The organism is Nocardiopsis ansamitocini (assembly GCF_030268225.1).
GTDB classification, from domain to species: Bacteria; Actinomycetota; Actinomycetes; order Streptosporangiales; family Streptosporangiaceae; genus Nocardiopsis_D; species Nocardiopsis_D ansamitocini.
Genome location: NZ_BSQG01000001.1, coordinates 1,257,089 through 1,279,372, shown reverse-complemented (window position 1 = coordinate 1,279,372; position 22,284 = coordinate 1,257,089). Strand labels below are relative to the sequence as shown.

Genomic DNA, 22,284 nt, shown 5'->3' with positions numbered 1-22,284 from the left:
TTCCACGAGTCAGAAAGCCCCCCATGCCCAAGCCTCTCTCCGACGGTGCGCAGCGTCTGGTGTTCGGCCTTCTCGTCGTGGTCCTGGTGGCCTTCGGCATCTACTGGAGTGTGGGCGGCTTCTCCGACGGGGGCGAGAACGCCCCGTCCCAGGAGCAGGCGGAGGCCCCCGACAGCTCGCAGCAGCCTGTCGCCCCGATCCCCACGACGGCTGCCGAGGAGGTCGAGCTGTTCGACCTGTTCCCCTTCACCGAAGAGGAGCTCACGGCGGCGGCCGTCTCCGCGCAGAGCTTCGCCGAGGCATACGGAACCATCGACTACTCCGAGTCCCCTGAGACCTATTACGGCCGTATGGAGCAACTCGCCACCGAGGAGTACGCCGAGACCCTCGCGCAGAGCTCCGGAGCCGGCGCCATGTGGGGCGAGCGCGCAGAGAGCGAGGCCGTCTCCCAAGGACTGGCCGACCTGCGCTCCATCCGCGGTTTCGACAACAAGTCCATCGTCTTCGTCCTCAAGGTGCAGTCGATCACCGAGGACAACGACGGGGCGACCCAGAACCTCGGTGATTTCGCAGTGACGGTCGTCCGGGAGGGAGGCGCCTGGCAGGTGTTCGACTTCCAGCCGGCCGACCTGGGAAACCTCGGTGAGGGTTGAGATGCTCAAACCATTCGTCCGCACGGTTCCGTCCGACAGCGGGAGCTGCGCCACCCAGCTCGCGATCGGCCTCGGAATAGTCCTGACCGGGGTCGTCGTCCTCGCGATCCTCGTCATTCCCATGGCGTCCATCAACACGGGGCTCGGTGCGCTGACCGCGGGCGGTTTGAGCTGCACGAGCCAGACCGAGCAGGTGGAGGCGTCGGGTTACGCCGAGGACTCCATTCCGGAGAACTATCTGGCCATCTACAAGAGGGTCGGCAAGGAGAAAGGTGTTCCGTGGAACGTTCTCGCCGGCATCGGCCAGGTCGAGAGCCATCACGGACGTTGGGAGGGGCCGGGGATCACCGAGGGCCACAACGATTGGGGGGCCGCGGGACCCATGCAGTTCGGTTCCCTGGATGGATCCGCCGCCGGGAACAGCTGGGGCGGAGAGCCCGTCATGCCGGCCGATGACCGCCCTGAGCAGGGATACGGTCAGGACGGCAACGACGACGGGGTGGTCAGCGTCTACGACCCGGAGGACGCGATCCCGGCCTCTGCCGACTACCTGATCGCGCACGGAGCCGAGACCGACCTGCGCAAGGCGATCTTCGGATACAACCACGCCTGGTGGTACGTGGACGATGTCCTCGGGTGGGCGGACCAGTACGCCGACGGCGACTACTCGACCGGCGCCTCGATCCAGACCGCCGTGGACTGCACGCTCACCGCGGAGGGCGGCCCTATCGGCGTCGCCCCGGACGAGCTGTCCCAGGCAGTCGTGGATTGGGCGATGGCCAAACGCGGCCTTCCCTACGTGTGGGGAGGTACGGGGCCCGGCGGTTTCGACTGCTCGGGTCTGGTGATGCGGGCCTACGAGGACGTCGGGGTGACCATTCCCCGTGTCTCCCAAGACCAGTGGAACTACGGGCCGCGCATCGAGAAGGGGGACGAGCAGCCAGGCGACCTCGTGTTCTTCGACGTGCAGCGGGCAGGTGAACCGCCCGGTCCCGGTCACGTCGGAATGGTCATCGGCGACGGACTGATGGTCGAGGCGTGGTGCACCAACTGCGGACCGATTGCCACCCGGGAGTACGACAGCCCCAACCGTTCAGCCATCCTGGGCTTCACCCGGCCGCTGGAGGCGCCAGAGGCCAAGGCCCAACTGGAAAGGCTGGGGAAGCTTTGAGCTTGGAAGAACGTCCGGTGAGGAAGCAGGGAGTTCGTGGCTGGCGAGCACTTCTGATCGTGTTGAGCTCAGGGACCCTTGCAGGGTTGCTGGTTGTCGCTGTGCTCGCTGGTGTAGTGCGTACTTTTACATCCGTAGTAAGTGGCGGAGCTTCGGAGGCGGGAGAGCCCCAAAAACCCGTGGTGACATCTGCCCCCCCCGTTGAGGGGCTCGACCTGTGTAAGTCCGTTGAAAGCGAAGCTCTCGGAAGTGACTCGCCCAGTAGGTTGGATAATGCTGAAGGAGTTCTCGACACTTTCAGTGAAAATCCTGATGGTCCCACTCGGATGCTTTCCGATGAATGTTCCTGGAGTCTTTTTCCTGCAGGGAAAGAAGGTGAATGGAGACTTCTCGTAGAATATGAAGCCATGGTTTCTGCGCCTGATGATGTCTCAAAGACTGAATGGGCTTCGGTTGAATTCAAGCGACTAAAGGAAAAGACCGGTGGTCGGCTCGCTTCGGTTGTTGAAGAAGGTCAAGCCGGTTATGTCGACTATGATTCGTATTTCTTCTACGGGGAGTCGAAAGAAAATCCAGGGAGGCCAGAGTATAGGCTGGTCGGTGTTGCAAAAAGCGGTGTGGCCACTGTGAGCATAGTGGATCTTGGGGGAGGGGAAGTCGGTGATCCGCGGCTTGAGGGGGACTTTCGAGAGAAAATAAGTCAGATCGCCCCTCGAATTTTTGGTCGCTTCGTATTGAGGATACCTGACTGACTCGGATTATTGCTTTCTTTTTCGCAGCCAGTGGCTCATTTGGATCATTTTCCGGTTGTGGGAATCCTCTGGCCGGCTCAAAGTGCAATGGCTGCGGTCTGTGATGTGCCCCAATCGTAGATTTTTTGACGCGGTACCGTTTGTGGTCGATGACTTTTACTGCGCGGATTTCTGTGCGGAGAGTCAGCGTGGCCGAGTCGATCCTCCAGTAGGCGTTCGACGGTTGGTGGAGCACGGCTATTTCCGTCCCGACCCTCTTCTGGCCCTCGGCTGCTTCCTGGCCTTGACCAGGCGAATGCTTGAAGCGTTCAGAATCGGTTATTGAGGGAGCACCGGAGTCGCGCGGGACGAATCCCCGGGCCTGCGTGCGGACTCCTACCAACGGAGGTTCGGATGAGCGTCGCCAAGAAGGCTGCTGCCAAGGGTCAGCAGGTCAAGGGCAAGATTGAGCAGGCGGTCGGTGATGCCGTGGGTAACGAGGACCTCAAGGGCAAGGGGCACCGGGACGTTCTGGAGGGTCGGCTCCGCGAGACCGGGGCCGAGATCGGCATCGAGGTCGCCAAGGCGCGCAAGAAGCTCTGAGCACCTCCTGACGACTTCATCCGCATCTTCATGCATGAACGTCTTCTGTCGAGGCAGTAGGAGCGTATGGCGCTGATCCGATGAAGTGAAGCGTCACACGTTCTCGACACGGATATGGAGACTGACATGGCTGCCGGTGAAAAGGGTCAGAGCAAGGGCGAGCAGATCAAGGGCAAGCTCAAGGAAGGTGCCGGCAAGGTCACCGGAAACGAGCGGCTCAAGGCCGAAGGCCGTGCGGAACAGGCCAAGGGCAACGCGCGCGAAGCCAAGGAAGACCTCAAGGACGGTGTCCGCGGGACCGTTGACGGCCTCGGTGGTGACAAGCACCGCCCCACCCGCTAGTCGAGTGGGATCAGCATCGTTTCGTGGCCCGGGGGAGACCCCGGGCCACTGCTGTGTGCGGGGCTAAGGAGTGGTTGCGTTCCGGCGCCGCAACCAGGTCGCGATCCCTCGCCACCCCAGTAGGGTCGCGCCGAGGAACAGTGAGGTCACGACGATGAACGCCGGTTCTGTGCCCTCCCCGCTGAGAGTGCGCAACAGCATCGCACCGGCAACGGTCACCGCCCACACCCCCAGTCCGGTTCGGAGCGGGGCGGCAGGCGCGCGCCACGCCAGGGTCACCAGCCATCCTGCCGAGAGGGCTGCCGCGAATGGCCAAAATGTTGTTCCCAGGCCCGACAGGTCGGTGAGAGAACCGTGACTGGCCCGCCCGACCACGGTGAACGCCAGGACGGAAGCGGTGTCGAGGGCTGCGGCCCGGAGAAAGCGCATGGTCGAAGCCTAGGCCGTCACTGCTCCCGCGGCCGAACGGTTTGCCCGGCGCCCGGTCGCGACCGGCCGGGAAAGAAGAGGCGATCCCCCTGCCGGCGATGGACCTTCGTGGCGCCCGCATGTGGTTCGAGAGCTTCGTCCTCGGCGGAGCGCCGGCGGGCCCTGTGGCGCACCTCCGGGCGGTGAAGGTTCGGGTGGCGACGGCGAACCGGCCGACACCGGGGACGGAGTGGGTGCCGACCGGTTCCCACCACCGGATTGCCTGACAAGAAGGTTGCCCCGACCCTGGTGCGGGCCGGGGCAACCGTCGTGAGGGAGTTAGCCGGTGATGAGGGTGAGGTTGTTGTCGGAGAGGATCTCGTTGACCGGCTGGAAGTAGGTGGTGCCTCCGGTGGTGCAGTTACCGGAACCGCCGGAGGTCACACCCTGGGCCTCGGTGCCCGCCACCCAGGAGCCGCCGGAATCCCCGCCCTCGGCGCAGGCCGTGGTGCGGGTCAGGCCGGAAACGGAGCCTTCGGGGTAGTTGACGGTGGAGTTCTTGGACTCGATGGTCCCGCAGTGCCATCCGGTGGTCTGACCGGAGCGGCACACCGACGCGCCGATCCCGGCCTCGTCGGAACCGGTGACGGTGATGTCAGCGTTGTCGTAGCCGTTGACCGTGCCGGTCGGGGTGTGCTCGGAGCCAGTGGACACCCAGGCCTTGTCGCTGCCGGGGAACGTGGACGACTCGACGGTGCCCAGTGTCTGGGACAGGCCGGAGTTGAGGTAGGTGGTCGAGCCGGTCTCGCCGCAGTGGCCGGCCGTTACGTACCCTCCGACCACGCCGAAGCCGACGGAGCAGACGTAGGCCTGTCCGCCCTGGGAGAAGTAGTAGGGGTTGCCGCCGACGACGTCGGCCAGCGTGGTGGGCTGTTCGGCGCTCTCCCGCACGGTGACGGCCTCGGCCTCCACCCCGGCCTCGGCCACCAGCTCCTCGGCGGCCTTTTCCTGGCCTTCGAGAACGGTGATGACGACGGAATCGTCGGCGGCGTCCACGTACCACCCGGTCACGCCGTCCTCGGCGTCGCTGCCGGCGGTGTTGAGGTCGGAGACGACGTTGTCCAGCGCCTGCTCGCCGTAGGTGACGACCTCGGCCCGAGCGCCGGCCTCCTCCACGGTGGGCACGGCCGCCTCGTCGGTCACGGACACGGTGAGGGTGCCGTCGGCGACGTCGAAGACCGCGCCGCCGAAGTCGCTGCCAAGGGTGTCGCGCAGCTCGGCCTCCAGGGTGCGGGCCTTGCCTTCCTTCGCCATGAGATCGGTCGCGTCGGCCGAACTAAGACCCAGGTCGCGCTTGAGGGCCTCGAACTGACCGGGGGAGCTGACCAGGGGGTCGGGGGTGTCCGCTGCGGTGGCATCGGCCCAGGCCACTGGTGCGGCCGACGCTGCGAGGCCCAGTGCCAGGACCGTGCCGCCGAACGCGCGTGCCACGGATGCTCTCTTCATACCCTGCCCTTCGGGTTCGTGTGCCTGTGTGGAGGGGCGCGTTCAGGAACGGGGGCTCAACGCGCCTCTCCCGGCCGGCGACATCTTTACCTAGATGACCGCAGACCGCTGCTTACCGCACATTCGGTAAACAGTTGGCAACCATAAGTCATATCTGACTATTCGCGACAGGGTAGTTACTCAGCGGTAGGGATGGAGGGCACTGCTCGATGGCGCGCTTTCCCGGGTGTCGCGTGGGGGCGATCGGGCGAATTGCGACGTGGCAGAGCTGTCGCCATGGGCCTCTAACGTGCCGAAATCATGCAAGTGGCAAAAAGCAAGTAATCGATGTGGCCGGATTGGGCCATTTTGCGGAACGTAGTACTACTCTGTGTGATTGCTTGAATCGAATCCGCTGCTGGGTTGTGACCTGCCTTCCGGCAGCAAAAAACCGGTCGGAGCCCGGGGGATCGGGCGCCGACCGGCCGGCATCGGGAGGGGTGTCCTTCCCGTCCCCGGCGGGGAGGGGAGGACACCGTTGATCGGTCCTGGGTTTTTAGGTCAGGAGGCTGAGGCCGTACTGGCTGAGGATGGGGTTGATCGGCTGGAAGAAGGTGGTTCCGCCGATGGTGCAGTTGCCGGAGCCACCGGAGGTGACACCCTGGGCCTGCGTGCCGGAGAGCCAGCTGCCGCCGGAGTCACCGGGCTGGGCGCAGGCGCTGGTGCGGGTCATGTAGTAGACCGGGCCCTGGGCGTAGTTCACGGTCTGGTTCTTGGCCTGGATGGTTCCGCAGCGCCAGCCGGTGGTGGAGCCGGAGCGGCAGACCGACGCGCCGATGGCGGCTTCGGTCGAGCCGGTGACGGTGATGTTGGTGCCGTTGTAGCGGTTCACCCACGGGCGCGGGGTGTGGCTCGGGGTGCGGACCCATCCCATGTCACGATTCGGGAAGATCGAGCCCTGGATCGTGCCGTAGGTGGTGGACTGCCCGGCGCTGCCGCAGTGGCCGGCGGTGACGAAGCCGCCCACGACGCTGAACCCGATGGAGCAGCGGCCGCTGCCGATGTAGTAGGCGTTGCCGCCGATGATGTCGGCGAAGGTCTCGGGAACCTGCGTGGTCTCCTCGATGCGCACCGCCTTCTCGTTCACCGACGCGTCGGCGATCAGTGCCTCGGCGGTGGCCGTCTGGCCTTCCAGGACCGTGACGACCACGGAGTCGTCGGCGCTGTCGACGTACCATCCGGTGACGCTGGGCGCGGCACCGGTGTCGTTGAGGTCCTCGACGATTGCGTCCAGGGTGGACTCGCCGTAGGTCACGACCTCTGCGGTCGCGCCGGCGGCCTCCACGGCAGGGACGGCTGACGCGTCGGTGACCTTGACCGCCAGGTTCAGGGTCTCTGCGTCGAAGACGGCTCCCCCGAAGTCGTCGCCCAGGGTCTCTCGCAGTTCTGCTTCAAGCGTGCTGGCTTCGGCCTCGGCGAGTTGAAGCTCGGCGATCTCGGCCTTGCTCAGCCCGAGGTCGCGCTCCAGGGCACTGGACTGGGTTGCTGCGGCCGTAGTGGCCGTGCCGGAAGACGTCGTCTCGGCGGGAGCCGCCACGGCGTAGGGTGCCGCTGCGACCACCAGGCCGAAAGCGAGCGCAGTGCCGGTGAAGGCACGGAAGACGGGGGATTTCTGCATTGACCCTGCCCTTTCTGGGTGAGTGAACCAGGGCGGGACCGCGCGCTAACGAGCGGGGACTCAGCGCGTTCCCAGAGGCGGCGGCCACCCTTGTGAGAATTGGTCGCCGGCTCGCGTTTACCGGAGTTCAGTAAACGATTTGAAACGATAAGTCATCGGCCACAGTTCGCAATAGGGCGATTACGGAGTGATAAACCGTCGTCCCTGAATTTGATCTTGAAATGCGTCGAGTCTGGGTGTCGGCCGTTTGTTGCGATCGGGATAAACCGCAAAGTGGCGGCCCTGTCGAACCCCCTCTTGTCCGGCGCGGAACATGCTCACGATGGGAAAACAATGTTTTCCGGTGGCCGGATCAGGCCATGTTCGTGGGGAATTTAACTACGTTGCGTGTTCACTTGGCTGGGTCCGGTAGTCGACCTGGTTTCGAATAGCGAACGGGCGGCCTCCCCAGGAGGCCGCCCGTTCGTCTTCGGTAATCGTCGCTATTCGGCGTCGAGGTCAAGGGATTCGCGTAGGAAACGCACCTGAAGCAGGAGCAAATTCTCCGAAACTACTTCATCGGTTGGCATATGTGTGGCTCCTGACAAAGGCAGCACGGTGTGGGGTCGGCCAGCTGCCAGTAGGGCGGAGGAAAGCCGCTGTGAATGCGCGAAGACGACGTTGTCGTCGGCGAGTCCGTGGACCAACATCAGCGGCCGCCGGAGCCCGGAGGCGTCGCCCAGCAGTGAAGCCCGTTCGTAGGCCAACGGGTCGCTGTCGGGGAATCCCAGGTACCGCTCCGTGTAGTGGGTGTCGTACAGGCGCCAGTCGGTGACCGGCGCCCCCGCGATCGCGGCGTGGAACACGTCGGGCCGGCGCAGGACCGCCAGCGCCGCCAGGTATCCGCCGAACGACCAGCCGCGAATCGCGACCCGGTCCAGGTCCAGCTCGACCCCGAACTCCTCGGAGGCGCCGCGCAGCGCCTCCGCCTGATCGGCGAGGACCACCTCCGACACGTCCTTGTGGATGGCGTGCTCCCACTCCAGGCCGACACCCGGAGTGCCTCTCCCGTCGGCGATGAGTACGGCGAATCCCTGGTCGGCGAACCACTGCGAGGTCAGGTAGGCGCCCTGGGCACCGAGCACCCGCTGGGCGTGCGGGCCTCCGTAGGGGTCCATCAGCACGGGAAGAGGCTCCGATCCGACCTCGTACCAGCACGGAAGCACCAGTGCTGCGGGGATTCGGCGTTCACCCACCGAGGCGATTCGTACGTTCACCCCGGGAAGGTCCGGGCGCTCCGCGAAACTTGCGATCTCCGCCACCCGCTGTCGGGTCTCGGTGCTCGCCTCCCGGACCACAGCCGTGCGCACTCCCGGAGCGGACAGGTCACGCCGCTGCACCACCAGGGTGTCGCCCCTCAGACGTCCACTGTGGACTCCCGGGCCCTGCGCCCCAGGGAACTCCACCTCGGTGCACGATCCCTGCTTCAGATCGTGCAGCCACAACCCCACATGGTGGGGTACACCCGGCTCCGAAGCCGAATAGAGCACCCGCTCACCGTCGACGTCGGCCAGCGCCCGCACGTACTGCCCAGGCATGCTGATCGGCTCCTCCCCGGCGTAGAGCACGCGTTCGGTCGCCCCGGAGCGGACCCCGAGCCACAGCAGCCGACCGCTTCCGGTGAACGCCGGAATCCCCGGCATGTTCTCCACCCACGTCTTCGAACGCTCGGTCAGCAATTCGAAGGACAGCCCGGTGACCGGGTCGGCACTGAACACCGTTAGCACGTCCTGGGCGCGGCTCTGCGCGCTGAACACCGCAGTGGGGTTGCCTTCGGGGCCGGTGGTCCATCCGGCGGACACCAGGTAGGGAAGCGCCTCGCGGTCCCAGTCCAGCCAGGCGGGGCGCGGCGGCGCGCTCGCCTCGGAGCCCGATACCGCCAGCACGGCGAGGCGCACCTCGGCGTTGTCGGTGCCCGCGGCGGGATAGGCCATCACCTGCGGTGCCGCCTCGGGGTTTCCGGGGTCGGAGATGTGCCACCGCCGCACCGCTGAGTCGTCGACCCGGGCGGCCAACAAGGAAGCACCGTCGGGGGACCACCACATACCGCGGTAGCGGCTCATCTCCTCGGCGGCCAGGAACTCGGCCAGCCCCCAGGTGACGTCGGGGCCGTCGGGCTCGGCGATCACCCGGTCGGATCCGTCACCGATTCCGATCACGTGGATCGCCCCACCGCTGACGTAGGCCACCGACTCGCCCTTGGGATCGAGAACCGGGTCGATGACCGGCCCCACCGCGGGGAGCTCCAGTGGCGTGGCGTTGTCGCCGACCAGTTCCACGTAGTAGAGCCGACCCGAGAGCGTGAAAGCGGCCCGGGTGAAGGAGGCGTCGACACTGTAGGAGACGATCCCGCCGCCGGACTCGCGTAGCCGCTCCCGGCGGGCACGCTCCTCGGGCGGCAGGTCCTCATCGGCCGACCCGATCGCGCGCGGGTCGGCCACGACCCACTCGTCTCCGCTCACGCACTCCAGTACCCACAGACAGGCGGCCGGATCGGTCCCGTGTCGGCCGCGCAAAAACGCGACACGTCGTCCGTCCGGGGAGATCGAGAACGATCGTGGAACGCCGAGCATGAATCGCCTGGTGCGGGCGTATTGACGTGCAAAAGTCATGCGTTGATTGTGGCAGCCCGAGCGGCTTTCGGGAGGGCGGCACCCGGCACCGGCGAGGCGCAGAGGGTCCATCGGCGCGCCTTCGATTCCGCCAGGTATCGTCCCCGAGTATGAGAGAGCGTCACTTGCTGCTGGTTCACGCCCATCCCGATGACGAGTCCATCGTGACGGGGGCGACAATGGCCGCTTATGCGGCCCAGGGCGTCGAGGTGACTCTGGTGACCTGCACCCTCGGTGAGGAGGGGGAGGTCATCCCGGCCGACCTCGCCCACCTGGCCGCAGACCGCGAGGGCGGCCTCGGCGAGTATCGGGCCGGGGAGCTTGCCAAGGCGTGCGTCGCGCTGGGCGTGCGCGACCACCGCTTCCTCGGCGGGCGCGGCCACTACCGCGACTCCGGGATGATGGGCGCGGACACCAATGATCATCCGGCTTCTTTCTGGCGTGCTGACGTGGAGGAAGCCGCGCACCGGCTCGCCGCGATCATCCGCGAGGTGCGTCCGGATGTCGTCGTCAGCTACGACGAAAACGGCGGTTACGGCCATCCCGACCACATCCAGGCGCACCGTGTCACCAAGCGCGCCTTCAGCAAGGCGGCGGAACGCACGCTGCCGGGCCCGCCGTGGCAGACCCGCAAGCTCTATGCGATCGCCCATCCCCGCTCGGTACTGGAGAAGTCCGTTGCACGGTTGCAGGGAGAACCGGGATCGTTCACGCCGCCGTCCTCCATCGAGGACATCGCCCCCGGTACCTCCGACGAGCTGGTCACCACCAGGGTCGACGGCTCCCGGTACTGGGCGGCCAAGGCGCTGGCGATGCGTGCGCACAGCACCCAGATCACCGTTGAAGGCGAGCGGTTCGCGCTGTCCAACGACATCGCCCAGGAGATCAGCGCGACCGAGTACTTCACGCTCCTGCGCGGTCCGGCGCCCCGCCGCGTCACCGACGGATACGAGACGGACCTGTTCGCCTGATCAGTGCACGACTCGCCGCTCCCGCAGCCGGGGGCTGGCGCTACGCTGCTGAACGTGAGCACTTCCTCGTCGCACACCCCGCAGAGCGGTTACGCCCACAAGGACGTATCCGCACTGGAGAACACCCTGAACACCGCCTTGGGTGTGCTGTGCCCGGTCTTCCTCGCGGCGCTCGGTCTGGTCGGCGGAATCGTGACGGGGTTCTCGGTCAGTTGGCTGTCCTGGCTCTGGCTCACTGGTGCGGCGGGCCAGGCGCTGGCCGCTCTCACCGTGGTACTTCTCCTCGTCGCGGTGTTTTTGGCCTGCCGGGTCGCGGGCTGGGCGGTCGGATCCGTGGTCGGTGGTGCGTCCTTGGCCCTTGGCTGGGTGCTCGCCAGCCTCGCCCTGATCGCGCCGTCGGGCTCGGGTGACGTCCTGATGACGTCCACCCCGGTCAACTACGTGTTCCTCTACGGTGGGGTCCTCGCTGCGGTGCTGGGCACGCTGATGAACACTCAGCCCCAGATGAAGAAGAGCGTGGCACCGCCGAGGACGTAGTTCCCGGAGAGCCCGGTCACCACCTCGAAGACCGCCCCCATCAGCTCCAGAATCCCTGCTCGCAGCGGGGGCAGCGACAGCACCGCGAAGATCGCCACCGAGCCGAAGATGCCCAGGGCCCTGGCGTTGTCCCTGACCCACGTTCCGGGGATGTGGGGAGCGATCGCCGCGAAGACGTCGGTTCCCGGCACCGGTAGCAGGTTCAGCACCAGCGCGGTGATGTTGAGGAAGCACAGGAACACCAGGGCGTCGAGCACCCAGTTGTTGGTGATGGCTCCACCGGGGACCAGCGTTTTGAGTACCACCGTCAGCACCAGTACCAACACCGCGTTGGCTGCCGGACCGCTCAGCGCGATCACCGTCCTCTTGGCGCGGCCGGGAACCGCGTCGGGGTCGAGGTAGACCGGTGGGCCGGTCATTCCCACCCGCGCCAGGAACAGGAAGACCAGGGGCAGGATCAGGCCGGCGAACAATTCCTTGAACTTCAGCGGGTTGAGCCGGAGGTAGGCGCTGGAGCGCAGTGACCGGTCGCCGAGCAGGTAGGCGGCCAGTCCGTGCGCGAACTCGTGCAGTGCCAGGCAGATCACCCAGCCGATCAGGATCAGTGCGAAAGCCGCGTAGCTGGTCTGGCCGTCCAGGTACTCCCCCTCCAACCGTGTCCAGGACAGCCATCCGGCGGCTGCGGCCAGCAACAGCAGGGAAGCGAAGACCGGACTCGGGACGAAGTCGAACCGGGACGGAGGCGAGAGGGAGACCGTCCCGGCTCGCGCGGGCTGGCCCGCGGGGCCCTGCTCGTCGGGCTCCCGCGGCTGGTCCGGTTCCGGCGTGGACATGGTGCTCCCGCTGTTGGCGATCCTGGTGGGCTGTTGCCGCGGACGTGGAGGCAACCGCGGTACCAGCCAGGTTATGGGGTGCCGACACGACACCCGATCGGGGGAGCGGTCTAGAGCGAAGCCCGTGGAGTCGTCGCGGACAGGTGGATGGCGGTCAGTGCGAACGCCCGTCCGACCTTGGTGAGCCGTTTGGAGCGCCCCTCGCCCAGAAGGTCACGGCCCACGATGCATCCAAGCGTCTCCAGTAGCCAGGTCACGGTGATCAGTACCGAGCGCACCTGCTGGGTCTCCGGGCTGTCGCCGGTGTTGTCGTGCTCCCACCCGGCCTTGGCCAGCACCAGGCGGGCCTCTTCAGCGATGTCCACGTTCTCGTCACGACTGGGACTGCCGGCCGAACGCGGCGAACGCAGCAGGAGCAGGCCCAGCAGCGTCTCCGTGGCGGCCTGTTCGAAACCGTCGGTGACGAGAACGCTCTCGGTCACCGCCCGCCACAGTTCGTCGGTGTTGTCGTGCAACTGCCGCCCACGCCGGGTCAGGATCAGCCGTCGGCCCGAGCGGCGTACCGCGCGCATGTTGCGCAGCAGTTTGTGAAGGGCGATCAACTGCATGGCGTCGGTCTCGCTGCGCGGGGGCGCGGGAGTGGTGGTCCAGTCGAACTCGGTACACAGTTCCCGCACGACGGTCGGTGAGATGTAACCGATCTGGGTCAGTCCGATGCCCTCGTCGGCGTAGTCCAGCAGACGCTGTACCGGTGCCAGTGCCTTGGGCGCGTCGTGTGGGATCTCCGCGCCCGAAGCGATCTGCCCGCCCAGTGGGAGCAGGTGTTTGCGGTGCGGATGAAAGGGCGACGAGAGCCATTCCTGGACGCGTTCACGGCGGATCTTGTCGAGCCTGCTGCGTCCCTGGGCGTCGGGCTGGATGAGGAACGCGCGTGCCCGCTCCTCCTGCGCCGTGCGCCAACCGCGCGCTCCCGGGCGCACGTCGCCCGCCGCTATCGCCAGTTCCAGGGCGGCCGAAGTGGCGTGCTGGGCCTCGATCTCGGCGCTGCCGAGGGCCGTTCCCCAGGTCAGTTCGGACAGATCCGGGGGCAGGATCCCGGAGGAGCGCATGTGCTTCTCGTACGCCGCTACCCCGTTCTCGTGCGACACCGAGTAGGCGGTCAGGATCTCGTGGGTGCGGTCGCAGGCGCAGATCTCGGCGTAGCGGGGAAGGTCTAGGAGATGGAACAGGGAGCCCAGCGAGTCGGTGATGAAACGCCATTCGGCAGGGTCGGAGGCGAACCGGGCCGGTAGCACGTGCCAGCAGAACTCCTGCACAGCCCGCTGGCTGAGGCCCTCCAAGCCGCGCCCGGCAATCAGAGTGTCAAGGGCGCTCTCGGCGGTCGTGGCCGCGGCAGGGTCGATACGCGCGAGTTGGGCGAGAGCGGACGCGACGGTCTCCTGCATGGCGTGACTTCGCCACCTCCTGTCGAACCGCGATCGCTTGAGGCGCCACGGATCTGGTCTCGTTGAACGCCCTGGCCTGAAGTACTTCCCCGGTGGAGCGACTATGAACCCGGCGCGGCCCTGCGCCGCGGCGGTGGCTGTTGGGGCACGATCCGGCTCGCGACCACGTCGGCCTCGTCGACCCGTGCCGCGGAACCGTCGCGCCGCCGCACGCCGATCACGCCGGCGTCCCACCACTCCAGTACCCCGACGATATCCCGGAACCGTCCGTCAGGGAGCTTGATGCGCAGAGTAGCGCGCCGACCGAGGTCTGCGGACGACACCGAATGTTCCAAACGTCCGCCGTAGGCCACCCCGACACACCCCCGATTGCGTTTCACGGTCCCGACAACGCAATACTAGGTACAGCGAAACGTATGTCACCTGGACGCTCGAACCCACCACCGCGACGATGCTGATCCTTAACCGCGCGCAACCGTCGTCTGATGGCGGGGTCAGGGCACCGTTTCCGGCTCGGGTGCCGACTCGGTCAGACTGGTGGCATAGCGGAACCACATACGCGGTCAACGTGGCGAAGACCGAAGAGGAGTACGACGTGACCTACGTCATCGCGCAGCCGTGCGTCGATGTGCTCGACAAGGCATGCATCGAGGAGTGCCCCGTCGACTGCATCTACGAGGGCGAGCGCATGCTCTACATCCACCCGGACGAGTGCGTCGACTGCGGCGCCTGCGAGCCGGTGTGCCCCGTAGAGGCCATCTACTACGAGGACGACCTGCCCGGCGAATGGTCCGGCTACTACAAGGCGAACGTCGACTTCTTCGACGACCTCGGCTCGCCCGGTGGCGCCTCCAAACTCGGCAAGGTCGAGAAGGACCACCCGCTGATCGCGGCGCTACCGCCGCAGGGCGAGGGATAGCAAGGACGTCCGGTCGCGTCAGCGCGGCCGGTGTCCCAGCCCGCACCATCCCGCCGCGCCGCCCCACCGGGCGGCGCGGCGGCTTTCACCACGCCCGAGTAAACCGCGACGAGGGGATGCGATCACCGATGGCCCAGCGACGTCCTGTGGTCGACCGCCTGCCGATTTTCCCGTGGGATCGGCTGCTCCCGTACAAGGAGACCGCGGCGCGTCACTTTGACGGCATCGTCGACCTGTCCGTGGGGACCCCGGTCGACCCGGTGCCCGAGTCCCTGCGTGCTGCCCTGGCCGCGGCCGCCGATTCGCCGGGTTACCCGACCACTCATGGCAAAGCCGCTCTGCGTGCGTCGGCCGCCGGCTGGCTGGCCCGTCGACACGGTGTGACCGTCGATCCCTCCGCGATTCTGCCGACCGTCGGTTCCAAGGAACTCGTTGCCTGGCTGCCGACGTTGCTGGGCCTGGGCGCCGAGCACACGGTCGTGCATCCGGAGCTCGCCTATCCGACCTATGACGTCGGAAGCCGGATCGCCGGAGCACGGCCGGTAGCCTCCGACGGATTCACCCGTCTGGGGCCCGAGACCCCGGGCCTGGTCTGGATCAACTCCCCGGCCAACCCCACCGGTCGGATCCTCGGCCGCGACCACCTGCGCAAAGTCGTGTCCTGGGCGCGCGAGCGCGGTGTGGTCGTGGCTTCGGACGAGTGCTATCTGGACCTGGGCTGGGACGGCGCCACCCCGCTGTCGATCCTGCACCCCGACATTTGCGGCGGTTCGCACGAGGGACTGCTGGCCGTCCACTCGCTCTCCAAGCGTTCCAACCTCGCCGGGTACCGTGCGGCGTTCGTGACCGGGGACCCGGCACTGGTCGCGGAGTTGCTGGCGGTACGCAAGCACGCGGGAATGATCGTGCCCGCTCCTGTGCAGGCGGCCATGACGGCCGCGCTGGACGATGACGCCCACGCGGCCGTGCAGAAGGAGCGCTACGGAGCGCGTCGCGCGCTGCTGCGCGGGGCGCTGGAGCGCGCCGGCTGGGTCATCACGCACTCGGAGGCCGGACTCTACCTGTGGGCCGCCCATCCCGAACACGATGGCTGGGGGGCGGTGCGGCTCCTCGCCGAACAGGGGATCCTGGTGGCCCCCGGAGAGTTCTACGGCGCAGCCGGTTCCGGGCACGTCAGGGTGGCGTTCACCGCGACCGACGAACGTGTAGCAGCAGCGGTCAAGCGTCTCGACGGTTTGGCCTGACGCCTGCCGGGGCCGCCCGCGGGCGGCCCCGGCAGGATCCGATCCGATCAGCCCAGGACGACCTCGTTCTCGGGTGTGGGGTCGGCGGACTCCCCCCACCCCTGGGCCCCGGAGGCCATCGTCCAGCGCCGGTCGGCGTAACTCACCGAGTTCAGCCCATAGGTATGGGCGTGGGCCACCGCCCATTGGGCCATCGCCCAGCCCATCTCGCCGGTCTGGCGGTCCTTCGCCTTGTCGAGCTGGTCGGGTCGGATGCCAAACACCCGCTCCATCTCCGTGGCAGCCCCTTCCACGTCGGTGACGACCGCGTTGTCGGTGTCGAACCAGCAGTGCACGGCCGGCCCCTCGGCGCCGGTGAAGGCATTGGTCATCGCCTGCGACCGCGGTTCGTGCTGGTCGTAGGCGAAACCGTCGGCGCTGCGCTGCACGGCCTGTGCGGCCTCGTGCACCGGCATGTCGGTGTACCCGTCGATCGTGACCAGTTCGTCGTAGAACGCCGCACTGGAGTAGACGGGGTCGGTGATCTGTTCAGGAGTGCCCCAGGCCATGGAGGGCCGCTGCTGGAACAGGCCCTGCGAGTCCCGGTCCCCGTGCCGGATGTTGTAGAACTTCGACTCCTGCCACACGGTCGCGTAGGCGATGACGACGGCTTGCGGAGGAAGCGTTCTGGAGAAGGCCACTCCCGCTACCGTCGATGCGTTGGCAGCCTGTTCGACCTCCAGGTTGTTGGTGTCCTCCTCGGTCGTCGCGACACAGCCCTCCGACGGCGGCGGGGGAGAGATATCGATGGGTTGGACCGACCGCATCACGTAGAACCCGACGGCGACGAGAACGCCGCAGGACAGGGTCAACGCGATGAGGATCTTGAAGAACGCGGAAATTCTTCGACGCTTCTTGGGCACGGGCAGACCATATAGATATTGGGGGAAATCGCGCTATGGCGCGATAAACCGCCTCGTCTGACAGGGTGGACCGGACGGTGCGACCCGAAAGGGCGAACACCGGACGGGACAGCGGGAGAACGAGGTGGGGGACGCCCTCCCCATGCATAGTAAAGGGTTGTCGCACGGACCTCTCGGGTACGCGATGGAGACCGACCATGCAAGCAGCCCCGCGCCGTGCGTCCCAAGGGCGGGCAGACCGTCCCGCACAGGGGATTGCGTTTCGGTCGCCCCCCGTCGGGACCGGTAGGCTCCACAGCCATGACCACCTCGTTCACCAGTCCGCTTCCTGCCACCATCGACCAACTCTGGGAGCGCCGCGCCGAGCTGACCCCCGATGACACCGAAGCCCGCGACGCCATTGTCGGCGCCGTCGACGAACTCGACGCCGGAAAGGCCCGCGTCGCGTTCGTGGACCCCGCCACCGACGAGGTCGTCGTGGACGAACGCGCCAAGCGCTCCATCCTGCTCAGCTTCAAGGTCCTGGGGATGGAGGAGTCCAAGGTGGGGGACTTCTACCACCACGACCGGATCCCCCTCAAGACCCGGTTCGACGGCGTGCGTGTCGTGCCCGGCGCGATCGCCCGCTGGGGTGCCTATCTCGCGCCCGGTGTGGTCCTGATGCCTTCCTTCACCAATTTCGGCGCCTACGTGGGCTCGGGCACGATGGTTGACACCTGGGCCACTGTGGGTTCCTGCGCGCAGGTCGGTGAGAACGTGCACCTGTCGGGCGGGGTCGGCATCGGCGGTGTCCTGGAGCCCCCGCAGGCCGCACCGGTCATCGTCGAGGACGACGCCTTCCTCGGTTCGCGCAGCATGGTGGTCGAAGGGGCCCGGGTGCGCCGAGGCGCCAAGCTCGGCGCGGGAACCCTCCTGACCTCCTCCACCCGGGTCTTCGACGCCCAGACCGGTGAAGAGCTCAAGCGCGGGGAGGCGCCCGCGTGGTCGGTGTGCGTCACCGCCAACCGGGTCAAGAGCTTCCCCGGTGGTGACTTCGGCATGCCGTGCCTGCTCGTGCTCAAGCGGTTGGAAGAAGGCCAGGAGCACGACAAGCTCGCCCTGAACGAGCTGCTGCGCGAGCACGGCGTCAACGCCTGACCAATGGCCGCCCGCATGCAATCGCGGGCGGGGCAAGTCCGGGCGGATGCCACCGTGCCCGGCTTGCCGGTCGTTTCCCGCTGTGCCGCCCGGACCCGGGCGGCACAGCGCCCTGTCCGATCATCCGGATCACCACGAAAGCGCCTTCTCCATGTTGGACCTCAGTTCCGATGTCCGTGATCTCACCGCAGCCATCGTCGATATCGAGTCGGTCAGCGGGGACGAACGGACGCTCGCCGACGCCGTCGAGGCGGCACTGCGCGGCTGCTCGCACCTCACCGTCGAGCGCGACGGGGATTCGGTCGTGGCGCGCACCGACCTCGGCCGTTCCCGGCGCGTCGTCATCGCCGGACACCTGGACACCGTCCCCGTCGCCGGGAACCTCCCCTCGCGGATCGAACAGGGACGGTTGTACGGCTGTGGGACCTCCGACATGAAGAGCGGTGTCGCTGTCCAGCTCAAGCTCGCCGCCACTGTCACCGAGCCGGTGCACGACGTCACGTATGTCTTCTACGACTGCGAGGAGATCGACGCCGAGCGCAACGGTCTTCGGCGCCTGGCCGCACACAACCCCCAGTGGTTGACCGGCGACTTCGCGGTGCTAATGGAGCCCACGGGCGGCCAGATCGAGGGTGGCTGCCAAGGCACCATGCGCGTTGAGGTGACCGTCCGCGGCGAACGTGCGCACAGTGCACGCTCGTGGATGGGACGCAACGCCATCCACGATGCCGGTCGGGTCCTCGACGTCCTCCGCTCCTATGAGCCCCGCCGCCCCGTGGTCGAAGGACTTGAGTACCACGAAGGGCTCAACGCCGTGTTCGTGCGTGGAGGGGTCGCCGGCAACGTCATCCCCGACGAGTGCGTGGTCACCGTCAACTACCGGTTCGCCCCCGACCGTTCGGTCGCCGCAGCGGAGGCCCACCTCCGAGAGGTCTTTGCGGGCTTCGAGGTCCAGGTCACCGATGCCGCCGCCCCGGCACGCCCCGGCCTCGACCATCCGGCGGCCGAGGCGTTCGTACGCGCGGTCGGCGAAGGACACGCGCGCGCCAAACTCGGTTGGACCGATGTGGCACGGATGTCGGAGCTGGGGGTGCCCGCCGTCAACTACGGCCCGGGGGACCCCACCCTGGCCCACACCAAGGACGAGTACGTCACCCTGACGGAGATCGTGCGTGCTGAGCAGCGGATGACCGTATGGCTGACCGGCAACGGGTAGCATCCCCATCCCGACAACTAACGGTCCCCGCCACGTTCGCAGCCCTTCAACGGTTGGGCATGATGACTGGGTAGCGTTGCGCTATGACGCGATCTGAATCTGACGTGCGACGGGCGGGCCCCCTGACCTATCGAGGTAAGGCCATTCCCGACACCACCACTGACCAGCGCCTGCTCGACCGCCGTGGCCCTGCCGACTGGGTGCACACCGACCCCTGGCGGGTCCTTCGCATCCAGTCGGAATTCGTCGAGGGCTTCGGCCTTCTCGCCGACACGGGCAAGGCGGTCTGTGTTTTCGGCTCGGCCAGGATCAAGCCGGAGAGTCCCTACTACGCGCTAGGCGAGACGATCGGTTCCAAGATCGTCAAGGAGGGCTACAGCGTCATCACCGGCGGTGGCCCCGGAATGATGGAAGCCGCGAACAAGGGTGCCCAGGAGGGCGGCGGCACGTCGATCGGACTGGGGATCGAGCTGCCCTTCGAGCAGTCGCTCAACCCCCATGTCGACGTCGGCGTGACCTTCCGGTACTTCTTCGTCCGCAAGACGATGTTCTTGAAGTACTCGCAGGCGTTCGTGGTGCTCCCAGGTGGCTTCGGCACCCTGGACGAACTGTTCGAGGCCATCACCCTGGTGCAGACCGGCAAGGTGACCCGGTTCCCGGTGATCCTGGTCGGTACCCGGTTCTGGGGCGGCCTGGTGGACTGGATCCGCGACACCCTGCTCTCCGAGGGCGTCATCTCACCGGACGACCCCGACCTCATCCATCTCACCGACGACCCCGACGAGGTCGTGGACATCATCCGCACCGCACACGCCGAGATCATCGGACACCGCACCGCGACCGAGCAGGCGTCGGTGGACGAGGGAGCCGAGGCCGTACAGCAGGCAGCGGACGCCGGCTGAACCGACTGCCCCGCGGCTGCGGGACAGGGGGAGTCAGGCCAGCCCTCTGCGCGCTGCCGCAGGGGGCCGGGCACCCTGGACGGACGCGACCAGGTCCAGGGCCTGGCGCACCTCAAGCGGATGCCCCGTGGCGAAGAACCGCACTCCGAGCCACGCGTAAACCGAGACCAGGGCCAGGGTCTGGGCAAGGTCCTCTGGCGCGTCGGGTCCGGGGCGGCAGCGCACCAGTACCGGGCGGGAGCCTGCGGTAAGGGTACGAACCAGGTCCACCGTCGGCCGGTACCCCGCATCGCAGGCGTCCGTTGCGCCTACGTCGGGCGGAAACACGCTGAAAACCTCGTCGGTCGGCACGTGATCGAGTCTCCCACGCCACCTCGCCGGGCAGCGGACAGCCTGAGGGACCGGAATCGGTATGGCACGATCGAATGCGTGATTCCCATCCTGATCCTGACCGCGCTCGCAGCCCTCGCCGTTCTCGCCGCCGTGGCCGTCGTGGTCATGGGGCACGGTGGCCAGTTGGCACGTTTCGAGGCCGACCACCCCCCGCTCGAACTGCCGCTGGACCGTCCTGTGGCCGGCGAGGACGTCGCCAGAGTCCGCCTGCCGCTCGCCCTGTGGGGCTATCACGTGCGTGCCGTCGACGAGGTGCTCGACCGGGTGGCCTCCGCACTCAGTACCCGGGACGCCCGCATTGCCGAGTTGGAGTCCCGCTTGGGAGAGCAGAGCACCGTCGCGCAGCGTGTCTGGTACCCACGGCCCCCCGAGGAGGTCGAGGCCGGTGCCGTGGGGCAGGAGATCACGGAGCGGGCCGGGGGAGAGGTCCCTGCTCTGGCCAGCCGCACCGAGCAGGGCTCCGTCGAGGAAGGTCGTGAGGCATGAGCGACCCCCAGAAGGAGATCCGCGTCCAGGTCGTCCATGAGTGTCCTGCTCCGGCCGAGCGCGTCTGGGCGACCCTGGTCGACTGGGAACAACACGACCGCTGGATGACGTTGACCCGTGCCCACGGCGGAGCAGGCACGGGTGCGCGCGTACTCGCCTTCACCGGTGTCGGCCCCGTCGGCTTCCACGACCCGATGGAGATCACCGGTTGGCAGCCGCCGGCCGACGGCGAACCCGGGTACTGCGAAGTCGCGCACCACGGCCGTATCGTCCGCGGTCGCGGACGCTTCGACATCGTCCCGCTGACCGATGGAAGGTCGAAGATCACCTGGACGGAGTGGGTGCTCCCGCCGTTGGGGGGACTGGGCCGGGCGGGGTGGCCGCTGGCCGAGCCGGCTCTCACCTTTTTCTTCGCCCGCTCCCTGCGCGCGCTCGGCGAGCGCGCGCGCGGCTAGTGCGGCGGTCGCGAAGCGCGTGCGGTGCGGGACCGGAGTGGCGCAAGGGCCGGCCTCGGTTTCAGGGCGTTCGGGATTGCCTGCCCGAACGGTCCCATTCGCCTGGCGATGCACGAAGGCACGGCTTCCGTTTTGTGGGCAAAGGTGCTGTCGAGGCGGCGTTTTCAATGAAAGAAGCGGCTTCCAGTCGTTTCAACGACTGCCGGCCCGCCGAAGTCGCCGACTATTCGGCCTTTTGATTGCGCCTCGATCTCGTTTTGCTGTGTCGTTCGTCACGTAGCAGGTATTCATGGGCAGGGTTCGGGTGGCTTATTCTCATTCGCTGTACCCGCGAACGAGCCCATGCGCTCGCTCGCATTGGAGGAAGCGATGATCTACGCGCACCATCTCGCCCCGCGCCTGCCCATAAGCGAGGGCCCGCGGTGAACGAGGTTCCCACCCGCCCAGCCCCTAACCGGGAGCCGGGTTCTGCATCGCCGGTCACGCAGATGTCCCTGTGGCCGCCGCCCAGGTCCACCCGGCACAGCAACCGCCGGCCCAAGATCCTTCTCGGTGCGGCCGCGGGCCTCGTCGTGCTGCTCGCCGCGGCCGGCGTCACCACCTGGGCGCTGCTGCCAGGGGAGGAAGCGGCGGCTCCGCTCCGGGAAGCCATTCCCGATCCCTACACCGGGAGCTGGAGCGGGGAGATGTCCCAGCGTGACGCGGAGGGGGCGCTCGTCATCGACTGGGGGGCCAAGCTCAAGCTCGATGCCGGCACCAACCGGGGAAGCGCCGACTGGTTCACCCTCGGTTGTCGGGGCAGCGTCACCCTTACCGAGAACACGGGGGACTCCCTGGTCTTCGACTATGTCGAGACCTACGATCCCGACAACCGCTGTGTCGACGAAAGTGTCCTGACCCTCACCCTCGGGTCCGCGCCCGACACCCTGGAAGCCCAGTGGGTCGCGGTCTCGCACGGAGGGACCCAGATGACCTCCGAGGGAACCCTCAAGTAGTCGCAGCGCTGTTCACAGCGGGCTAGGGTCCTTCTTGCAGGGAGGCCAACGCGTGGCGTCCGATCCGCTTCCACGTGCGCAGACCCCCGTATCCACGCCGCGATCCGCGCCGGCAGGCCATGCACCG

24 protein-coding genes are annotated in these 22,284 nt (G+C 67.2%); 15 read left to right on the top strand and 9 right to left on the bottom strand.

The genetic code is table 11. The features are described 5' to 3' along the window. The first annotated feature begins 23 nt into the window (after positions 1 to 23). From QSJ59_RS05770 to QSJ59_RS05750, 5 genes are all read left to right on the top strand, one after another. Entirely contained in the window at positions 24 to 653 is a 630-nt protein-coding gene (locus QSJ59_RS05770; protein WP_285757627.1) for a hypothetical protein, read from the top strand. Between the two features lies 1 nt (position 654). Next, the gene (locus QSJ59_RS05765) at positions 655 to 1,824 is read left to right on the top strand and encodes a C40 family peptidase (protein WP_285757626.1); all 1,170 of its coding nucleotides are present in this window, start codon (positions 655 to 657) and stop codon (positions 1,822 to 1,824) included. Between the two features lie 2 nt (positions 1,825 to 1,826). Further along, complete coding sequence (locus tag QSJ59_RS05760; RefSeq protein WP_285757625.1) at positions 1,827 to 2,576, top strand: hypothetical protein; 750 nt, start codon at positions 1,827 to 1,829, stop codon at positions 2,574 to 2,576. Between the two features lie 393 nt (positions 2,577 to 2,969). Then, a complete protein-coding gene (locus QSJ59_RS05755; protein ID WP_285757624.1) occupies positions 2,970 to 3,158 on the top strand; it encodes a CsbD family protein in 189 nt (62 codons plus the stop codon). A gap of 126 nt (positions 3,159 to 3,284) precedes the next feature. Then, positions 3,285 to 3,500: a CsbD family protein gene (locus QSJ59_RS05750; protein WP_285757623.1), complete on the top strand. Its 216-nt coding sequence runs from the start codon at positions 3,285 to 3,287 to the stop codon at positions 3,498 to 3,500. Positions 3,501 to 3,563: 63 nt separating this feature from the next. On the opposite strand, the gene QSJ59_RS05745 is transcribed toward QSJ59_RS05750, so the two are convergent. The 4 genes from QSJ59_RS05745 to QSJ59_RS05730 form a co-directional block, all read right to left on the bottom strand. Further along, the gene (locus QSJ59_RS05745; RefSeq protein ID WP_285757622.1) at positions 3,564 to 3,929 is read right to left on the bottom strand and encodes a DUF3054 domain-containing protein; all 366 of its coding nucleotides are present in this window, start codon (positions 3,927 to 3,929) and stop codon (positions 3,564 to 3,566) included. A gap of 318 nt (positions 3,930 to 4,247) precedes the next feature. Then, positions 4,248 to 5,414: a S1 family peptidase gene (locus QSJ59_RS05740; protein WP_285757621.1), complete on the bottom strand. Its 1,167-nt coding sequence runs from the start codon at positions 5,412 to 5,414 to the stop codon at positions 4,248 to 4,250. Positions 5,415 to 5,949: 535 nt separating this feature from the next. Beyond that, positions 5,950 to 7,071 carry a S1 family peptidase gene (locus QSJ59_RS05735; protein WP_285757620.1) on the bottom strand — a complete coding sequence of 374 codons (1,122 nt, stop codon included), beginning with the start codon at positions 7,069 to 7,071 and terminating at the stop codon, positions 5,950 to 5,952. A gap of 482 nt (positions 7,072 to 7,553) precedes the next feature. Continuing rightward, positions 7,554 to 9,722, bottom strand: coding sequence for a S9 family peptidase (locus QSJ59_RS05730; RefSeq protein ID WP_285757619.1), 2,169 nt, complete (start codon positions 9,720 to 9,722; stop codon positions 7,554 to 7,556). A 110-nt stretch (positions 9,723 to 9,832) separates the two neighbouring features. Here QSJ59_RS05730 and mshB point away from each other — a divergent pair, with 110 nt between their 5' ends. Both mshB and QSJ59_RS05720 read left to right on the top strand, forming a co-directional pair. Continuing rightward, entirely contained in the window at positions 9,833 to 10,693 is an 861-nt protein-coding gene (mshB, locus tag QSJ59_RS05725; RefSeq protein WP_285757618.1) for an N-acetyl-1-D-myo-inositol-2-amino-2-deoxy-alpha-D-glucopyranoside deacetylase, read from the top strand. 54 nt (positions 10,694 to 10,747) lie between these two features. Continuing rightward, positions 10,748 to 11,230 carry a hypothetical protein gene (locus QSJ59_RS05720; RefSeq protein ID WP_285757617.1) on the top strand — a complete coding sequence of 161 codons (483 nt, stop codon included), beginning with the start codon at positions 10,748 to 10,750 and terminating at the stop codon, positions 11,228 to 11,230. Here QSJ59_RS05720 and QSJ59_RS05715 read toward each other — a convergent pair. The 3 genes from QSJ59_RS05715 to QSJ59_RS05705 all read right to left on the bottom strand — a co-directional run bounded on the left by QSJ59_RS05715 (position 11,188) and on the right by QSJ59_RS05705 (position 13,831). Then, complete coding sequence (locus tag QSJ59_RS05715; RefSeq protein ID WP_285757616.1) at positions 11,188 to 12,063, bottom strand: site-2 protease family protein; 876 nt, start codon at positions 12,061 to 12,063, stop codon at positions 11,188 to 11,190. The genes QSJ59_RS05720 and QSJ59_RS05715 overlap by 43 nt on opposite strands. A gap of 110 nt (positions 12,064 to 12,173) precedes the next feature. Next, complete coding sequence (locus QSJ59_RS05710; RefSeq protein WP_285757615.1) at positions 12,174 to 13,508, bottom strand: hypothetical protein; 1,335 nt, start codon at positions 13,506 to 13,508, stop codon at positions 12,174 to 12,176. A gap of 101 nt (positions 13,509 to 13,609) precedes the next feature. After that, positions 13,610 to 13,831 carry a putative acetyltransferase gene (locus tag QSJ59_RS05705; protein ID WP_285757614.1) on the bottom strand — a complete coding sequence of 74 codons (222 nt, stop codon included), beginning with the start codon at positions 13,829 to 13,831 and terminating at the stop codon, positions 13,610 to 13,612. A gap of 272 nt (positions 13,832 to 14,103) precedes the next feature. On the opposite strand from QSJ59_RS05705, the gene fdxA reads away from it, so the two are divergent. Further along, entirely contained in the window at positions 14,104 to 14,427 is a 324-nt protein-coding gene (gene fdxA / locus QSJ59_RS05700) for a ferredoxin (RefSeq protein WP_285757926.1), read from the top strand. A gap of 128 nt (positions 14,428 to 14,555) precedes the next feature. Continuing rightward, positions 14,556 to 15,671 carry a succinyldiaminopimelate transaminase gene (gene dapC / locus QSJ59_RS05695; protein ID WP_285757613.1) on the top strand — a complete coding sequence of 372 codons (1,116 nt, stop codon included), beginning with the start codon at positions 14,556 to 14,558 and terminating at the stop codon, positions 15,669 to 15,671. Between the two features lie 47 nt (positions 15,672 to 15,718). Here the strand turns inward: dapC and QSJ59_RS05690 are convergent, their stop codons facing one another. Next, a complete protein-coding gene (locus tag QSJ59_RS05690) occupies positions 15,719 to 16,573 on the bottom strand; it encodes a hypothetical protein (protein ID WP_285757612.1) in 855 nt (284 codons plus the stop codon). Positions 16,574 to 16,873: 300 nt separating this feature from the next. Here QSJ59_RS05690 and QSJ59_RS05685 point away from each other — a divergent pair, with 300 nt between their 5' ends. The 3 genes from QSJ59_RS05685 (at position 16,874) to QSJ59_RS05675 (ending at position 19,828) form a co-directional block, all read left to right on the top strand. Further along, positions 16,874 to 17,710, top strand: coding sequence for a 2,3,4,5-tetrahydropyridine-2,6-dicarboxylate N-succinyltransferase (locus QSJ59_RS05685; RefSeq protein ID WP_285757611.1), 837 nt, complete (start codon positions 16,874 to 16,876; stop codon positions 17,708 to 17,710). 151 nt (positions 17,711 to 17,861) lie between these two features. Further along, complete coding sequence (gene dapE, locus QSJ59_RS05680) at positions 17,862 to 18,926, top strand: succinyl-diaminopimelate desuccinylase (protein WP_285757610.1); 1,065 nt, start codon at positions 17,862 to 17,864, stop codon at positions 18,924 to 18,926. A gap of 83 nt (positions 18,927 to 19,009) precedes the next feature. Continuing rightward, the gene (locus QSJ59_RS05675) at positions 19,010 to 19,828 is read left to right on the top strand and encodes an LOG family protein (protein ID WP_285757609.1); all 819 of its coding nucleotides are present in this window, start codon (positions 19,010 to 19,012) and stop codon (positions 19,826 to 19,828) included. A gap of 33 nt (positions 19,829 to 19,861) precedes the next feature. On the opposite strand, the gene QSJ59_RS05670 is transcribed toward QSJ59_RS05675, so the two are convergent. Beyond that, complete coding sequence (locus QSJ59_RS05670) at positions 19,862 to 20,179, bottom strand: hypothetical protein (RefSeq protein ID WP_285757608.1); 318 nt, start codon at positions 20,177 to 20,179, stop codon at positions 19,862 to 19,864. A gap of 78 nt (positions 20,180 to 20,257) precedes the next feature. Between QSJ59_RS05670 and QSJ59_RS05665 the strand changes: the two genes are divergently transcribed. The 3 genes from QSJ59_RS05665 to QSJ59_RS05655 all read left to right on the top strand — a co-directional run bounded on the left by QSJ59_RS05665 (position 20,258) and on the right by QSJ59_RS05655 (position 22,157). Beyond that, positions 20,258 to 20,707 carry a DivIVA domain-containing protein gene (locus tag QSJ59_RS05665; RefSeq protein WP_285757607.1) on the top strand — a complete coding sequence of 150 codons (450 nt, stop codon included), beginning with the start codon at positions 20,258 to 20,260 and terminating at the stop codon, positions 20,705 to 20,707. Then, positions 20,704 to 21,162, top strand: coding sequence for an SRPBCC family protein (locus tag QSJ59_RS05660; protein WP_285757606.1), 459 nt, complete (start codon positions 20,704 to 20,706; stop codon positions 21,160 to 21,162). Before QSJ59_RS05665 ends, QSJ59_RS05660 begins: the two co-directional genes overlap by 4 nt. 488 nt (positions 21,163 to 21,650) lie before the next feature. Beyond that, entirely contained in the window at positions 21,651 to 22,157 is a 507-nt protein-coding gene (locus QSJ59_RS05655) for a hypothetical protein (protein WP_285757605.1), read from the top strand. The last annotated feature ends 127 nt before the right edge of the window (positions 22,158 to 22,284 follow it).

Bases quoted from the DNA above. Each gene is read 5' to 3' on its own strand.
- QSJ59_RS05765 (WP_285757626.1), top strand. From the start codon at position 655: ATGCTCAAACCATTCGTCCGCACGGTTCCGTCCGACAGCGGGAGCTGC.
- QSJ59_RS05730 (WP_285757619.1), bottom strand. From the start codon at position 9,722: ATGACTTTTGCACGTCAATACGCCCGCACCAGGCGATTCATGCTCGGC.
- QSJ59_RS05750 (WP_285757623.1), top strand. From the start codon at position 3,285: ATGGCTGCCGGTGAAAAGGGTCAGAGCAAGGGCGAGCAGATCAAGGGC.
- dapC (WP_285757613.1), top strand. From the start codon at position 14,556: ATGGCCCAGCGACGTCCTGTGGTCGACCGCCTGCCGATTTTCCCGTGG.
- QSJ59_RS05685 (WP_285757611.1), top strand. From the start codon at position 16,874: ATGACCACCTCGTTCACCAGTCCGCTTCCTGCCACCATCGACCAACTC.
- QSJ59_RS05655 (WP_285757605.1), top strand. From the start codon at position 21,651: ATGTCCCTGTGGCCGCCGCCCAGGTCCACCCGGCACAGCAACCGCCGG.
- QSJ59_RS05660 (WP_285757606.1), top strand. From the start codon at position 20,704: ATGAGCGACCCCCAGAAGGAGATCCGCGTCCAGGTCGTCCATGAGTGT.
- mshB (WP_285757618.1), top strand. From the start codon at position 9,833: ATGAGAGAGCGTCACTTGCTGCTGGTTCACGCCCATCCCGATGACGAG.
- QSJ59_RS05715 (WP_285757616.1), bottom strand. From the start codon at position 12,063: ATGTCCACGCCGGAACCGGACCAGCCGCGGGAGCCCGACGAGCAGGGC.
- QSJ59_RS05770 (WP_285757627.1), top strand. From the start codon at position 24: ATGCCCAAGCCTCTCTCCGACGGTGCGCAGCGTCTGGTGTTCGGCCTT.
- QSJ59_RS05710 (WP_285757615.1), bottom strand. From the start codon at position 13,508: ATGCAGGAGACCGTCGCGTCCGCTCTCGCCCAACTCGCGCGTATCGAC.
- QSJ59_RS05675 (WP_285757609.1), top strand. From the start codon at position 19,010: ATGACGCGATCTGAATCTGACGTGCGACGGGCGGGCCCCCTGACCTAT.
- QSJ59_RS05740 (WP_285757621.1), bottom strand. From the start codon at position 5,414: ATGAAGAGAGCATCCGTGGCACGCGCGTTCGGCGGCACGGTCCTGGCA.
- QSJ59_RS05755 (WP_285757624.1), top strand. From the start codon at position 2,970: ATGAGCGTCGCCAAGAAGGCTGCTGCCAAGGGTCAGCAGGTCAAGGGC.
- dapE (WP_285757610.1), top strand. From the start codon at position 17,862: ATGTTGGACCTCAGTTCCGATGTCCGTGATCTCACCGCAGCCATCGTC.
- QSJ59_RS05735 (WP_285757620.1), bottom strand. From the start codon at position 7,071: ATGCAGAAATCCCCCGTCTTCCGTGCCTTCACCGGCACTGCGCTCGCT.
- QSJ59_RS05745 (WP_285757622.1), bottom strand. From the start codon at position 3,929: ATGCGCTTTCTCCGGGCCGCAGCCCTCGACACCGCTTCCGTCCTGGCG.